At 69.3% G+C, this 13,946-nt stretch carries 11 protein-coding genes; 8 read left to right on the plus strand and 3 right to left on the minus strand.

The features are described from left to right. The first annotated feature begins 103 nt into the window (after positions 1–103). The 5 genes from ACIBVN_RS50120 (at position 104) to ACIBVN_RS50140 (ending at position 4,409) form a co-directional block, all read left to right on the plus strand. Complete coding sequence (locus ACIBVN_RS50120; RefSeq protein WP_397148179.1) at positions 104–1,837, plus strand: ABC transporter ATP-binding protein; 1,734 nt, start codon at positions 104–106, stop codon at positions 1,835–1,837. A 104-nt stretch (positions 1,838–1,941) separates the two neighbouring features. Continuing rightward, a complete protein-coding gene (locus ACIBVN_RS50125; protein WP_397148181.1) occupies positions 1,942–3,195 on the plus strand; it encodes an MFS transporter in 1,254 nt (417 codons plus the stop codon). A 3-nt stretch (positions 3,196–3,198) separates the two neighbouring features. Then, on the plus strand, positions 3,199–3,474 hold the full coding sequence (locus tag ACIBVN_RS50130; protein WP_397148183.1) for a MerR family transcriptional regulator: 276 nt from the start codon (positions 3,199–3,201) through the stop codon (positions 3,472–3,474). An 11-nt stretch (positions 3,475–3,485) separates the two neighbouring features. Next, a complete protein-coding gene (locus tag ACIBVN_RS50135; protein ID WP_397148185.1) occupies positions 3,486–4,046 on the plus strand; it encodes a hemerythrin domain-containing protein in 561 nt (186 codons plus the stop codon). 36 nt (positions 4,047–4,082) lie between these two features. Continuing rightward, positions 4,083–4,409: a DUF5709 domain-containing protein gene (locus ACIBVN_RS50140; protein WP_397148187.1), complete on the plus strand. Its 327-nt coding sequence runs from the start codon at positions 4,083–4,085 to the stop codon at positions 4,407–4,409. Positions 4,410–4,486: 77 nt separating this feature from the next. On the opposite strand, the gene ACIBVN_RS50145 is transcribed toward ACIBVN_RS50140, so the two are convergent. Further along, on the minus strand, positions 4,487–5,140 hold the full coding sequence (locus ACIBVN_RS50145; RefSeq protein ID WP_397148189.1) for an HAD family hydrolase: 654 nt from the start codon (positions 5,138–5,140) through the stop codon (positions 4,487–4,489). Between the two features lie 75 nt (positions 5,141–5,215). Here ACIBVN_RS50145 and ACIBVN_RS50150 point away from each other — a divergent pair, with 75 nt between their 5' ends. Then, positions 5,216–7,219, plus strand: coding sequence for a catalase (locus tag ACIBVN_RS50150; RefSeq protein WP_397148191.1), 2,004 nt, complete (start codon positions 5,216–5,218; stop codon positions 7,217–7,219). Between the two features lie 116 nt (positions 7,220–7,335). After that, positions 7,336–7,935, plus strand: coding sequence for a Uma2 family endonuclease (locus tag ACIBVN_RS50155; RefSeq protein WP_397148193.1), 600 nt, complete (start codon positions 7,336–7,338; stop codon positions 7,933–7,935). Here ACIBVN_RS50155 and hrpA read toward each other — a convergent pair. Both hrpA and ppgK read right to left on the minus strand, forming a co-directional pair. Next, positions 7,925–11,800 (minus strand): ATP-dependent RNA helicase HrpA, encoded by a 3,876-nt coding sequence (gene hrpA, locus ACIBVN_RS50160; protein WP_397148195.1) that lies wholly within the window; start codon positions 11,798–11,800, stop codon positions 7,925–7,927. The two genes, ACIBVN_RS50155 and hrpA, sit on opposite strands and share 11 nt — an antisense overlap. A 99-nt stretch (positions 11,801–11,899) precedes the next feature. Next, positions 11,900–12,622: a polyphosphate--glucose phosphotransferase gene (gene ppgK, locus ACIBVN_RS50165; protein WP_397148197.1), complete on the minus strand. Its 723-nt coding sequence runs from the start codon at positions 12,620–12,622 to the stop codon at positions 11,900–11,902. Between the two features lie 121 nt (positions 12,623–12,743). On the opposite strand from ppgK, the gene ACIBVN_RS50170 reads away from it, so the two are divergent. After that, the gene (locus ACIBVN_RS50170) at positions 12,744–13,883 is read left to right on the plus strand and encodes a TIGR03118 family protein (protein ID WP_397148199.1); all 1,140 of its coding nucleotides are present in this window, start codon (positions 12,744–12,746) and stop codon (positions 13,881–13,883) included. Positions 13,884–13,946: the final 63 nt, after the last annotated feature.

Here is a 13,946-nt window from a genome sequence, read left to right on the forward strand (position 1 = left end):
CAGGACTCGAAGTCCAGGACGCGCAAGTGCTCACCTGCCGGACGGCTACCAACCACCGAGTCTGCCGCAAGGCGACTCGCTAACACTGATTAGGAGGCGCCACTTGGCGGAGGAACCACGCGCCCCGATCGGGCGCATCATCAAGCTGTTCCGCCCCTACCGCGGCCGCCTGGCCCTGGTGGGCGTCCTCATCCTGTTGTCGTCGCTGGTGGCGCTGGCCTCGCCGTTCCTGCTGCGCGAGGTGCTGGACGCGGCGATCCCGGCCAGGGACGCGGCCCTGCTCACGCTGCTGGCCCTGGGCATGATCGCGGTGGCGGTCACCACCAACGTGTTCGACGTGCTGCAGACGCTGATCTCCACCACGGTGGGCCAGCGGGTGATGCACGACCTGCGGCTGGCCGTCTACGGTCACCTGCAGCGCATGTCGCTGGCGTTCTTCACCCGCACCAGGACCGGCGAGGTGCAGTCGCGCATCGCCAACGACATCGGCGGCATGCAGTCGGTCCTCACCACGACCGCCGCCTCCCTCGTCTCCAACCTCACCACCGTGATCGCCACCGTCGTCGCCATGGTCGCGCTCGAATGGCGGCTGACGTTGATCTCGCTGCTGCTGATGCCGGTGTTCGTGTGGATCAGCCGCAACGTCGGCCAGGAGCGCAAGCGCATCCAGGCCGAGCAGCAGCGCAAGCTGGCCGGCATCGCGTCCATGGTCCAGGAGTCGCTGTCGATCAGCGGCATCCTGCTGGGCCGCACCATGGGCCGCTCAGCCGAGCTGGCCGAGCAGTTCGGGCGGGCCTCCGACGAGCTGGCCGACGTCGGCGTGCGGGTGAGCATGTCAGGCCGCTGGAAGCAGTCGTCGATCCAGCTCGTCATGGCCGCGATGCCTGCGCTGATCTACTGGGCCGTCGGCCACACCGGCGCGATCTCGGTCGGCACGCTGGTGGCGTTCACGACGTTGCAGACCAGCCTGTTCCGGCCGATGGTCTCGCTGCTGCGGCTGGGCGTGGACGCGCAGAGCTCGCTGGCGCTGTTCGCGCGCATCTTCGAGTATCTGGACCTGCCGGTCGACATCCACCCGGGCACGCGGGAGCTGCGCGACGTCCGCGGCGAGGTCCGCTTCGAGGGCGTCGACTTCTCGTACGGCGAGACCCCCACGCTCACCGGCGTGGACATCACGGTCCCCGCGGGCACCAGCCTGGCCATCGTGGGCGAGACCGGCTCGGGCAAGACCACGCTCAGCTACCTGCTGCCCAGGCTCTACGACGTCACCGGCGGCCGGGTCACGATCGACGGGGTGGACGTGCGGGGGCTGACGTTCGAGACGCTGAGCGAGGCGGTCGGCGTGGTGTCGCAGGAGACGTACCTGTTCCACGCCTCGATCGCCGACAACCTGCGCTTCGCCAGGCCGTCGGCCACGGACGAGGAGCTGGCGGCGGCGGCGCGAGCCGCGCGCATCCACGACCACATCGCCTCGCTGCCCGACGGCTACGACACTCTGGTGGGCGAGCGCGGCTACCGGTTCTCAGGTGGCGAGAAGCAGCGCCTGGCCATCGCGCGCACGCTGCTGCGCAACCCTCCGGTGCTGGTCCTCGACGAGGCCACCAGCGCGCTGGACACCCAGACAGAACGGGCCGTGCAGGAGGCGCTCGACAACCTGGCGCAGGGCCGTACCACCATCATGATCGCGCACCGCCTGTCCACCGTCCGCGACGCGGACCAGATCGTCGTGCTCGACGGCGGGAAGATCGTCGAGCGCGGCACCCACGACGAGCTGATGGCGCGCGGCGGCCACTACGCGGCACTGGTGAGCCGGGACGAACCGCTCGAGCTTGTTTAAACCTCAATTAGACGTGTCTTGTCTCACATTCCGGCCAGACCGGAATCCGCCTCTGAGATCACCGTGTTTGACCCCCCGGTGAATCTCCAAGGCTAGGACCCGTTTTGTCTTTCTCCTCCTCCACGTTCAGGGCTCTGCGGCACCACAACTACCGGCTCTGGGCGGGAGCTGACCTCGTCTCCGTGACCGGCACCTGGATGCAGGTGCTGGGCGTCAACTGGCTCATCCTGACGCTGACGGGCTCGGCGACCAGCGTCGGGCTGAGCCTCGTCATGCAGGCGCTGCCGACACTGCTGCTGGGCATGTGGGGCGGCGCGCTGGCCGACCGGCTGCCGAGCCGGCCCGTCGTGATCGTGGCGCAGCTCGCGCAGGCCGCGCTCGCCGCCGTGCTGGCGTTGATCACGGCGAGCGGCGTGGAGTCGGTCCTGCCGATCTACGGCGTGGCGCTGGCCGGCGGCGTGATCACGGCGCTGGGCGGGCCCGCGCTCGGGCGGTTCGGCGCCGAGGTGGTGCCGCCCGCCGACCTGCCGAACGCCATGGCGCTCGGCTCCATCCTCAGCTCCGCGGGCCGCATCCTGGGCATGAGCCTGGCGGGCGTGCTCCTGCCGTTCACCGGGAACGAGGGACTGTTCGTGATCAACACCGCGAGCTTCTTCGTGGTGATCGCGGCGGTGCTGGCCATGCGGCGCGAGCAGTTCCACCAGCTCGCCCCCGCCGAGCGGCAGCGCGGCTCCGTGCGCGAAGGTCTGGGGTACGTGCTGCGTACACCATGGCTGCTGGTCGTGCTGGCGCTCTGGTTCGTGTCGGGCAGCGTGGGGCGCAACTACCAGGTCACCATGGCCGCCATGAGCGCCGGCCCGCTGGAGTCGGGCGCCGGCGGGTACGGCCTGCTGTCCACGATCTTCGCCGTCGGCACCGTGCTCGGCGGCTTCCTGGCCGCCGCCAGGCCCCAGCTGACGATCCGGCTGCTCCTGGTCACGGCGTTCGTGATCGGAGTGGCGCAGGCGGTGAGCGGGCTGATGCCGGAGCTGTGGATGTTCGGGGCCGTGCTGCTGCCGATCGCGGCCGGCGCGGTGGCGCTCGACACCACCGTCTCGGCGCGTGCGCAGCTCGACAGCCCCGAGCACATGCGCGGCCGGGTCATCGCGGCGCTGTCCATCGTCAGCGCGGGATCGGGCGCGCTCGGCGGGCCGCTGCTCGGCTGGCTCAGCGACGCGCTCGGGCCGCGGGTCGCACTGGAGATCGGCGGCGTGTCCTGCGTGGCGGCCGCGCTGCTTGCGGCCGTCGGGCTGGCCAGACTGTCCGGCCGCACCTTCATGCAGGCCGTACGGCTGCGCCCGCGCCTGGAGAACGCCTGACAGGTGCAGGTCCAGCAGGCCTACCTGCGGCGGCTCGACCAGCACGACGTCATCAGCCCGAGCCGTTCCAGCGGCGGCCGGCGGCGCTGCTCCCGGCGCGACATCATGATCGTCCAGCACGTCACGCGGATGGCCGACGAGGGCATGACGCTCATCGCCATCCGCCGCATCCTCGAGCTCGAGCGGGAGCTCGTCGCGCTGCGCCAGGAGCTGAAGGGCGGCCCGGGAGAGGATCCGCGAGCTGGAGTGACCCCGATTGGACACCGCCCACCTGGGTAGCGGTGGCCACCATGGCAACCGACGTCATCACTCTGATCACCAGTGACCACCGGACCGTGGAGAGCCTCTTCCAGCGGCTCAAGAAGCAGGAAGGCGACCCGTCTGCCACCGTGGCGGAGTTGCACGCCCTGCTGATCGCACACGCGCGGGCCGAGGAGGACCGGGTCTACCCGGGCATCGACGCCCACCACAGCGTCGAGGAGCACAAAGAGGCCGAGATCCTGCTCGACGCGCTCGTACGGGCCCAGCCCGGCACGCCGGAGTTCCGCAAGACGCTCGACAAGCTGATCAAGTCCGTCACGCGCCACGTCGAGGAAGAAGAGAGCAGGATCCTGCCCGCCCTGGCGAAGTCGGTCGGCGAGAAGGGGCTGGTGGAGCTCGGCAAGGCGTTCAAGGAGCGCAGGGCGGAGGAGCTGAAGGCGCTCGGCGTCCCCAAGCAGGCGGCCCCGGTCGGCTCGCGCGAGGGGGTCACCAAGGCTGAGCTGTACGAGAAGGCCAAGAAGGCCGACATTCCCGGCCGGTCCCACATGGGCAAGAAGGAGTTGGCCGACGCCCTACGGCACGCCAAATAGGAGGATTTCGGGCTGCTCGCTGGGTAGAGGGCGCGTATGACCGAAAAACCTCCGGACCGGTTCGGCCTCAGCGACGAACAGGAGATCGAGGTCGAGGAGTGGACCGACGACCTCGGCTTCTACCATGAAGTCGTCGAGGACGACCCCCAGCACAGAGACACGCTCGACGAACGCCTGCGCCGGGAGGCCAAGGACCGGCTCCACGAGCCCCGGCCCAAGCACCGGCTGACGCAGCCGGACGAGGGACTGGAGCCCGACACCGAGGGCGAGGAACTCGGCTTGGACTGGGGCGACGACGACGGCAACGACCTGTCTGCGGAAGAGCGTGCCGTCCGCATCGACCCCGACGAGAATCTCCCGTGAGACGTCCCGGCGCGGGCATCAGTCACGCCCGCGCCTCACACGAGGCGTCCCAGCACCGTGTCAGGCGCGCCGGCGCGTCACGCGAGGCGTTCGAGCACGGGCAGCAGCGCGTGCAGGTCGTCGACGACCGCGTCGGCGGCCGCCGCCTGCGTGCGCTCGGCGTGCAGGTAGCCCCACGGTCCGCGGCGGAGCAGCGCGGTGCGCATGCCCGCCGCGGCGGCGGGCAGCACGTCGTTGTCCAGCCGGTCGCCGACGTAGAGGATCTCGCCGGGCTCCCGCCCCGCCACCGCCGCGACCTTGGCGAAGAAACCGGGGGCCGGCTTGGACACGCCCCATCCCTCGGAGGTGTGCACGGAGTCGGCGGGCAGATCCATGGCGACCAGCGCGTCATACGCCCGTTTCGGCTGGTTTCCCGCGATGATCACCTGGTACCCGGCCTTGCGGATGGCCGCCAGCGCGTCGCGCACGTCGGGGTAGAGATCGTCGGCGTCGAAGCGGTTGCGCAGGCCGTCGGGGTCGTCGCGTTCCCATGCGGCCTCCTCCGCGAGGAGGTCGAAGCCGGGGCGTACGAGCTCGAAGGCATCGTCGTGGGGGCGATCGAGCGCGGCCATCCCGCCGAGCGCGCCCATCAGCACGAACCCGCTCACGCCCAGCCGGTCGGCCCAGCGCGCCCAGATCCGGTCCTCGCTGATCAACGTCTCCCCGACGTCGAACACCACGGCCTTGATCATCGATCCCCCCGTTTCAACCCGCCCGCATGGGCACTGGTGTAAAGCCCAGCAAATTGCTATCAGGGGGATTTTTCCATGCCATCGAAGCGCGACGCGAAGGACCGCCAGCTCGACGCCCACCGCGTCCCGGTCGACGACGTCAACATGACCACTGACCAGGGCATCGGGGTCGACCACACGGACGACTCGCTGCGGGCGGGCGAGCGCGGGCCGACGCTCATGGAGGACTTCCACTTCCGCGAGAAGCTCACCCGATTCGACCACGAGCGCATCCCCGAGCGCGTGGTGCACGCCAGGGGCGCCGGCGCGTACGGGATCTTCCAGCTCTACGAGCCGCTCGGCGACCTGACCGCGGCGGCCTTCCTGAACGACACGTCGAAGCCGACGCCGACGTTCGTGCGCTTCTCGACCGTGGCGGGCTCGCGCGGCTCGGCCGACACCGTGCGGGACGTGCGCGGGTTCGCCACGAAGTTCTACACCTCGCAGGGGAACTTCGACCTCGTCGGCAACAACTTCCCGGTCTTCTTCATCCAGGACGGCATCAAGTTCCCCGACTTCGTGCACGCGGTCAAGCCGGAGCCGCACAACGAGATCCCGCAGGCGCAGTCGGCGCACGACACGTTCTGGGACTTCATCCAGCTGCAGCCGGAGTCGCTGCACATGGTCATGTGGCTGATGTCCGACCGGGCGATCCCGCGCAGCTTCCGGATGATGCAGGGGTTCGGGGTGCACACGTTCCGGCTGGTGAACGCCGCGGGGCAGGGGACGTTCGTCAAGTGGCACTGGCGGCCGGTGCTGGGGACGTACTCGCTGGTGTGGGACGAGGTGCTGCGCATCCAGGGCAACGACCCCGACTTCAACCGCCGGGACCTGTGGGAGGCGATCGAGCGCGGCGCCTATCCCGAGTACGAGCTGTGCGTGCAGCTCGTGCCGGAGTCGCGGGAGCACGACTTCGACTTCGACCTGCTCGATCCCACGAAGATCATCCCTGAGGAGCAGGTGCCGCTGCGGCCCATCGGCAAGATGACGCTCAACCGCAACCCGCACAACTTCTTCGCCGAGACCGAGCAGGTGGCCTTCCACACCGCCAACGTCGTGCCCGGCATCGACTTCTCCAACGACCCGCTGCTGCAGGCCAGGAACTTCTCGTACCTCGACACCCAGCTCCTGCGCCTGGGCGGGCCGAACTTCCCGCAGATCCCGATCAACCGGCCGGTGAACGAGGTGCGCAACGATCAGCGCGACGGCTTCCACCAGCACCTGATCCACGAGTCGCGCACGAGCTACGCGCCGAACTCCATCAGCGGCGGCCACCCTGCGGCGGCTGACGGCTACCGGCACTACCAGGAGCGGGTGGACGGGGCCAAGATCCGCAAGCGCAGCCCCAGCTTCGTCGACCACTACAGCCAGGCCACCCTGTTCTGGAACAGCATGGCCGACTGGGAGAAGCAGCACATCGCGGCCGCGTTCCTGTTCGAGCTGGGACATGTGGAGCGCCCGCACATCAAGGAGGCCATGGTCCGGCACCTCGGCCAGATCCACCCGGACCTGGCATCGCGGGTGGCGGACGGGCTGGGCCTTCCGGAGCCGCCGATGGCCCAGGTGCACTCGAACGCCTCACCCGCGCTCAGCATGACCGGCCAGCCGCAGAGCGTCGCCACCCGCAAGATCGCCATCCTCATGGCGGACGGGACGGACGCCGGCGAGGTGACGGCCCTGCGCGAGTCCCTGGAGGGCAAGGGCGCCATCTGCGAGGTGATCGCCCCGGCGGAGGGCAGCGTGGCAGGCATCCCGGTGGACCGCCAGCTCAGCGCGGCCAACTCGGTCCTCTACGACGCGGTCGTGGCCGCGGACGGCGCCGCGCTGGCGCCCGTGGGGCGGGCGCAGTTCTTCGTCAAGGAGGCGTTCAAGCACGGCAAGGCCATCGGCGCGGTGGGGTCCGGGCGCGAGCTCCTCGAGGCCGCACGACTGCCCAACGACGTGGGGGTGGTGATGGGGGACGGCATCGCAGAGAAGTTCGCGACGGCGGTGGCCGGGCACCGCTTCTACGAGCGCGACGTGGCGGCCGTCCCGGCGTGAGAGGTACGCGAGCCAGCCGTCCCACGAGGGCGGCCGATTCGTGTGGCGCGGGCGTGCGCGGGATGGAATACTTAGCGTGTCCGTTCGAATACGAAGGGAAAGATTCCATGGTCGCCATGATGGAAGAGAAGCACCAGACGGAATCCACCTACGCGAGCTTTCCGCGTCTACCGCAGACCGCTCGCGAGATGTTCGATGTCCTACCCCCCCTCCCCGGCTTCCGGGTTGAGGTCATCGAAGGGAAGTTCCTGATGAGCCCGATGGGCAACCCCGAGCACACCTGGCTGGCCGCCGACCTGCACGATGCTCTCCTTCCGCTGCGGAGGGAGCGAGGATGGCGCGGCTCCCCAGGCGGCCCAAGCATCTGCATCGAGGGGCCTCGAGACTCTCTGGAACCAGACTACGTCCTGGCTCCCTCCGACTGCCCCCGCTGGGGGAAGTGGGAGTTGCAGTCCTCTGGGGTGCTCATGGCCGCCGAGGTGGTCTCGCCCAGCAGTGTGGACATCGACTACAAGGAGAAGGTGCGCCTCTACGCCCTGGGCCGGGTGCCGGTCTACCTGCTGATCGATCCGATCGCCGACGAGCCGGCCGTGACCGTGTTCAGCGAGATCAAGAACGGCGCCTACCAGGTGCGGAACACGACGCTCATCGGCACGCCGATCAAGCTGCCGGCGCCCATCGACTTCGAACTCGACACCTCGATCTTCAAGGTGTGAGCTTCTCCATCGCCTTGGCGATGCGCTTCTCCGACACCGGCGTAGGAGTGCCCAGCGTCTGGGCGAAGAAGCTCACCCGCAGCTCCTCGATCATCCACCGGATCTCCACCACGTCCGCATCCCCCCTCCGCGCCGGGGGGAGCTTCTGCAGCAGGTCGTGATAGTCGTCCTCGACCTTGTGCACCCGGTCCATCCACTCCTGGTCGCGCCAGGGCTCCTCAGGGAGCTTGGTGAGGCGGCGGTCGATCGCCCGGATATATCGCAGAAGGTCGGAAAGGCGCCGGTAGCCCGTGGCCGTGACGAAGCCCGGGTAGACGAGCTTGCCGAGCTGGTCGCGGATGTCGTCCGTGGACGCGCCCGCCCGCAGGGCGTCGAGCCGGCCACCTGCCGCATGCCAGACGCTCAGGATCTGCTCCACCTTCGACAGCACGTCGGCCGCGGTGTCGTAGAGGTGCGCCCGTACGTGCTGGTAGAGGCGGTCGAAGGCCACCGGGTCCCACGCCGGGCCCCCGACGTCGAGCATCAGCTTGTCCACCGCCGCGTTCACCACGTCGTCGAACAGCGCCACCGCCCCGCCGTGCGGGCTGCGTGACAGCGCCAGCTTGGCCTGGTTGGACAGGCCGCCGAGCAGGGACTTGGCCGGGTTGGTGACATTGAGGAGGAGCAGGCGGCGCACGCCGGGCCAGTGGGAGCGGCGCTGCTCGGCCGCCGTCTCGAAGATCTTGACCGAGACGGAGTCGCCCGCGTCCACCAGCGCCGGGTAGCCCTTCATCCGGCCCTGCTCGAACACCTTGGGCAGCGTCCCGAAGCTCCACGTGTGCAGGCCCGTCTGCTCCAGGTCGTCACCGGCCTGCGAGAGCGTCTGCCGCAGGCGCGGGGCGAGGCGGCGTTTCAGCGCGTCGAGGTCCTTGTCCTCGGCCACCGTGCGCTTGCGGTCGTCGATCACCCGGTACGTGATACGCAGGTGGTCGGGCACCTGGTCGAGCTGCCAGGCCTCGCGCGGCACGCGTACGCCGGTGAGCCGCAGCAGCTCCCGCTCCACCGCCGCCAGCAGCGGCTCGCCGCCCTGCTTGACCCCCGCGAGCACCTGCTTGGCGTAGTTGGGGGCGGGGACGAAGTTGCGGCGCAGGGCCTTCGGCAGGGAGCGGATCAGCGCGGTGATCAGCTCCTCGCGCAGGCCGGGGATCTGCCAGTCGAAGCCGTCGGAGCTGACCTGGTTGAGCACCTGGAGCGGCACGTGGACGGTCACGCCGTCGGCGTCCGCACCCGGCTCGAACTGGTAGGTCAGCTTCATCCGCTGGCCGAGCTGCTTCCACGTGTCGGGGTAGTCGCGGGTGCTGACGTCGGCGCCCTCGTTGACCAGCATCTCCGGCGAGAACGTGAGCAGGTCGGGCGTCTCCTGCCTGGCCTTCTTCCACCAGGAGTCGAAGTGACGGGCCGAGACCACGTCGGCGGGCACCCGCTGGTCGTAGAAGTCGAACAGCGCCTCGTCGTCCACCAGGATGTCGCGGCGGCGTGCCCGGTTCTCCAGCTCCTCGACCTCTTCGAGCAGCCTGCGGTTGTCCTTGAGGAAGCGGTGGTGGGTGTCCCAGTCGCCCTCGACCAGCGCGTGCCTGATGAACAGCTCGCGCGACAGGTCGGGGTCGATGCGGCCGTAGTTGACCTTGCGGCCGACCACCAGCGGCACCCCGTACAGGGTGACCTTCTCCAGGGCGATCACCGCGCCCTGGTTCTTCTCCCAGTGCGGCTCGGAGTAGGCGCGTTTGACCAGGTGCTGGGCGAGCGGCTCGACCCAGTCGGGCTCGATCTTGGCGTTGACCCGCGCCCAGAGCCGGGAGGTCTCGACCAGCTCGGCCGACATGACCCACTGCGGCTGCTTCTTGGCCAGGGCGGAGCCGGGGAAGACGGCGAAGCGGGCGTTGCGGGCGCCGAGATATTCCTGGATCGGCCTGCGGCCGTCCTGCCCGCGCTGCTGCTTGTCCACGACGTCCTTGACGCCGATGTGCGACAGCAGCCCGACCAGCAGGGACACGTGCACGTGGTACGGCTGCGCGGGCTGGCTGTTGGGCTGGGCGCCGAGCGACTGGCGGAGCTGGCTGTAGATGTCCTGCCACTCGCGGACCCGCAGGTAGTTGAGGAACTCCGCCTTGCACAGCCTCCTGAACGCGCTGGACGACAGCTCCTTCTGCTTGTCGCGCAGGTAGTTCCACAGGTTGAGGTAGGCCATGAAGTCGGACTCGGGGTCGGCGAAACGCCGGTGCTTCTCGTCGGCCTGCTGCTGTTTGTCGGACGGGCGCTCGCGCGGGTCCTGGATGGACAGGGCCGCGGCGATCACCATGACCTCGCGCAGGCACCCGTTCTTCTCGGCCTCCAGCACCATGCGGCCCAGGCGCGGGTCGACGGGCAGGCCGGCCAGCTTGCGGCCGATGCCGGTCAGCTTGCCGTGGGCGTCGAACGCGCCCAGCTCGTGCAGCAGGTTGACGCCGTCCTTCACCTGGCGGCGGTCCGGCGGCTCCACGAACGGGAACGCCTCGATGTCGCCCAGCCCGATCGAGGTCATCTGCAGGATGACCGAGGCCAGGTTGGTGCGCAGGATCTCGGGGTCGGTGAACTCCGGCCGGTTGAGGAAGTCCTCCTCCTCGTAGAGCCTGATGCAGATGCCGTCGGAGGTGCGGCCCGAGCGGCCCTTGCGCTGGTTGGCGCTGGCCTGCGAGATGGGCTCGATCGGCAGGCGCTGCACCTTGGTGCGGTGGCTGTAGCGGGAGATGCGCGCGAAGCCGGGGTCCACGACGTATTTGATGCCGGGGACCGTGAGCGACGTCTCCGCCACGTTGGTGGCCAGCACGATGCGGCGGCCGGTGTGGCCCTGGAAGACGCGGTGCTGCTCGGCGGCGCTCAGGCGGGCGTAGAGCGGGAGGATCTCGGTGTTGCGGAACTCGGCCTTGGCGAGCGCGTCGGCGGCGTCGCGGATCTCCCGCTCGCCCGACAGGAAGACGAGGATGTCGCCCTGGCCCTCCCCGACCAGCTCCTTGCAGGCGTTCACGATGCCCTGGGTCTGGTCGTCGTCCTCCTCGAGCGGCCGGTAGCGCACCTCGACCGGGTAGGTGCGCCCGGAGACCTCGATGATCGGCGCGTCGTCGAAGTGGCGCGAGAACCGCTCGGGGTCGATCGTGGCGCTGGTGATGACGACCTTGAGGTCGGGCCGCTTGGGCAGGAGCTGTCTGAGGTAGCCGAGGATGAAGTCGATGTTGAGGCTGCGCTCGTGGGCCTCGTCGATGATCAGCGTGTCGTACTGGTCGAGCATGCGGTCGTTCTGCAGCTCGGCCAGCAGGATGCCGTCGGTCATCAGCTTGACCAGCGTGCGGTCGCTCGCCTGGTCGGTGAAGCGGACCTTGTAGCCGACCACCTCGCCGAGGCCGGTGCCGAGCTCCTCGGCTATGCGCTCGGCGACTGTGCGGGCGGCGATGCGGCGGGGCTGGGTGTGGCCGATGAGCCCGCGCACGCCGCGGCCCAGCTCCAGGCAGATCTTGGGGATCTGGGTGGTCTTGCCGGAGCCCGTCTCACCCGCGATGATCACGACCTGGTGGTCGCGGATGGCCTCCAGGATGTCGTCCCTGCGCTGGGAGACCGGCAGGTTTTCCGGATATGTCACCACCGGCACGGCTTCGCGGCGCCGGACCAGCCGCTGCTCGGCCCGCTCGACGTCGGCGAGGATCTCCGCGACGATCTTGTCTCGGGTGTCACGGGAGCGCACTCGGCGCATGCCGTCGAGCCTGCGCCGCAGCCGCCGCTGGTCGCGCGGCATGAGCTCGGGCAGGCGGGAATGGAGCTCGGCCAGTGGAGAGGACAAGGAAGGCGTTCCCATACTGCTTTCAGGATATTTGAGCCCGGCTTCCCCGGAGCCAACCGCCCATGCTGCCCGACCGTGGCGTGGCGCGCATCCCAATATTGACCGGGTCGCGCCCTACGAGCCACCGGCGGCCGCGAGAGCCGCCCCGATGATGCCCGCCTCGTTCTGGAGCGCGGCGGGCACCACAGGCGTGTCGAGCGTGATGTGCGGCAGGAACCTGTCCGCCTTCTTGCTCGCTCCCCCGCCGATCACGATCAACGACGGCGAGAACAGCATCTCGACGTGCTTGAGGTATTCCTCCACCCGCTCGGCCCACTTCTCCCAGCTCATGTCGTGCTCCTCGCGCACCCGAGCCGCGGCCCGGTGCTCGGCGACCTTGCCGTGCAGCTCCAGGTGCCCGAGCTCGGTGTTGCGCACAAGCGTCCCGTCGGTGAACAGCGCGCTCCCGATCCCTGTGCCGAACGTCAGCACCAGCACGGTGCCCCGCTCCCCCCGTCCGCGCCCGAAGGTCATCTCGGCCACGCCGGCCGCGTCGGCGTCGTTCAGCACCGTCGCCCCGCCGAAGAGCCCGGCCGCGTCGACCCCGATCCACGAGTGGTCCACATTGGCGGCAGTCAGCACGACACCGTCCTTGACCACACCGGGGAACGTGACCCCGACGGGACCGTTCCAGCCGAAATGCTTGACAATTGACGCCACCGCCTCAGCGACCTCATCCGGCTTGGACGGCTGCGGCGTGGGAATGCGCAAACGGTCCTTGACCAGCGCGCCTGCCTCGGTGTCGACGGGCGCTCCCTTGATTCCCGAGCCGCCGATGTCGATGCCCATCACGTTCATGTCAATCCCCTCTCCCCTTCAGGACACGAAAAACTCCCGTCCTGATATTTCCGGAACCGGGTGAACCCCCTCACACGCCTCCGCGTATCTCGCGTCACAAGCGCTAACTAGGAGGCAACGGATGCGGCCACGCATCATCACACTCTGCGCTGTTGCGGTCGTTCTGGGAGCGACTCTCACCACTCCCGCACACGCCACCACCAGGAACCGTTTCGACGTCATCAACCTTGTGTCGGACGTCAAGGGCAAAGCCCCTGTCACCGACCCCAAGGTCGTCAACCCGTGGGGCCTGGCCATGGGCAAGACTCTGTGGGTCTCGAACACCGGCACCGGCAGTGCCACCGTCTACTCCGGCACGGGCAAGAAGGAGCAGACCGAGGTGGCCATTCCGGGCGGAGCCCCGACGGGCCAGGTGTTCAACCCAGGCGAGGGCTTCACCGTCAAGGGCAAGCCCGCCTCGTTCATCTTCTCCAGCCCGAGCGGCGCCATCAGCGGCTGGAACGCGGAGGTCGACCCGGCCAACGCGATCATCGCGGCTTTCACGCGCGGCGCCGACTACAAGGGGCTGGAGCTCGTCGAGACCGACGACGGCGCCTTCCTGCTGGCCGCCGACTTCGCGAGCGGGCGCATCCACGCCTTCGACGAGGACTTCCAGCGCATCCGCCTGAAGAGCTGGCAGTTCAGGGACCCTGGGGTCCCCTCGACGTACAAGGCCTACAACGTGGCGGTCGTCAACGGCAGCATCTGGGTGTCCTACGCCCTGCGTGACCAGTCCACCGGCAAGCCCGTCTTCGGCGCCGGCAAGGGCTTCGTCAGCCGTTTCAACGCCGGCGGGCGCGTCACCGGCCGCATCTCCAGGGTCGGGCTGAACGCCCCCTGGGGCCTGACCGCCGCGCCGAAGGGCTGGGGCCAGTACGCCGGCGCGCTGCTGGTCGGCAACTTCGGCGACGGCACCGTGCACGCGTACAAGCGCTCGCGCCACCTGGGCGCGCTCCGCAACGCCGACGGCAAGACGGTCGTGCTGCCCGGCCTCTGGGACCTGGAGCCCGGCACCGCCACCACCGGCGGCGAGAACTCCCTGTGGTTCTCCGCCGGCATCGACGGCACCAAGCACGGTCTGATCGGCATCATCGCCCCGCAGGGCACCAAGCCGACGTCCACCGGCACGCCGTCGAGCACCCCGACGAATCACCCGTCGGGCCACAAGTCGAGCGCGCCTGCCAGCCCGTCGTCCTCCCAGAACCCGTACGGCGGGTACTGACCGGCGCTCGCTCGCCGTCGCCCCCAGCCTGGCGAGGTGCGCAGCTCGCCGATCCGAGGCTGG

It is taken from the genome of Nonomuraea sp. NPDC049400 (assembly GCF_044466425.1).
Lineage (GTDB): Bacteria > Actinomycetota > Actinomycetes > Streptosporangiales > Streptosporangiaceae > Nonomuraea.